Raw genomic sequence first — 1109 nt, 5'->3', positions numbered from 1 at the left:
TTATATTCATACGCCTACCACCTATATATACACTACAAACACCACACTCTTCCCCAACACCACGCTCTTCCTATCTGGTGGCGCCGGAGGCGCCACCAACATTACGGCAGGGCTACTACGGTGACCGAGGCTCCGGCTTCGACGTTGGCGTTGGCGGCGGGGTTCTGCGAGACCACTACCGAGGAGTCGAGGGGGGCGAGCTGGCGGACCTGTACCTGTAGGCCCAGGTCCTGGAGGGTTCTGCGGGCTTCGGCTACCGATTTGCCGACCAGGGAGGGCATGGTGACGGCTTCGCACACGATGAGGGTGACCGAGGAGCCTGCGTCCACGGTGATGCCGACGGCGGGATCGGTGCCGATGACGCGGCCGGCCTCGACCAGTTCGTCGTAGGCGCGGCGTTCACCGGCGACGGTGAGACCGAGGTCCTCGAGCTTCTTGCGGGCCTGGTCGGGGGTGTCGGCGCGGAGGTCGGGGAGCCGGACCGGTTTGGAGCCGTTGCTTTTCCAGACCTGGACATGGGCACCGGCGGGGAGCACGGTGCCGGGGCCCGGATCGACCCGGGCGACGGTGCCTTCGGGGGCGGTGCTGGCGATTTCGCCGCCGTTCACGGGTTGCAGGCCCTGGTCGCGGATGAGCTGCTGGACCTCGTCCCAGTCGTCGCCGGGGGCGATGGCGGGGACCTGCGGTTTTCCGCTGGAGATCAGGATGTCGACGGCGGAGCCCTTGGTCTCGCGGGCGCCGGGGCCGGGGTCGGAGCCCACGACTCCGCCTACCGGGACGGTATCGGAGGCCTTGTCGCGGGTGCCGGTCTCGAAACCGGCGTCCTGGAGTTCGGCGGTGGCCTGTTCGAGGGTCATACCGGCGACCGAGGGCACGGTGGTGTAGCGGCCCATGCCCATCCACCAGCCGCCGATGCCGACGACGAGGGTCAGCGCCACCACGACAGCGGCCCAGATCATGCCGTTGCGGCGTCCGGTGGCCCGGGTCTCCTGGTATGAGCTGTAGTGCGTCGGATGCTGGTGCGGGGGGATGTAGGCGGGTGGTGGTGGTTCGTGCCGGGGGTGCGCGGTGGTGACCATCCGGGTGGCGTGCGCGGCGGGTGTGGCGGC

General features: G+C 68.9%; 1 protein-coding gene. It reads right to left on the bottom strand.

Annotated elements, in window-relative coordinates; all coding sequences use genetic code 11:
- Nucleotides 1–101: 101 nt before the first annotated feature.
- A partial coding sequence (locus ACWDU1_RS32505; RefSeq protein ID WP_450004243.1) for a PASTA domain-containing protein occupies nt 102–1109 on the bottom strand: 1008 nt, incomplete at its 5' end.

Source organism: Nocardia sp. NPDC003345, assembly GCF_053589395.1.
The sequence above is the reverse complement of the archived record's forward strand: the minus strand, read 5'-3'. Positions and strand labels throughout refer to the sequence as shown.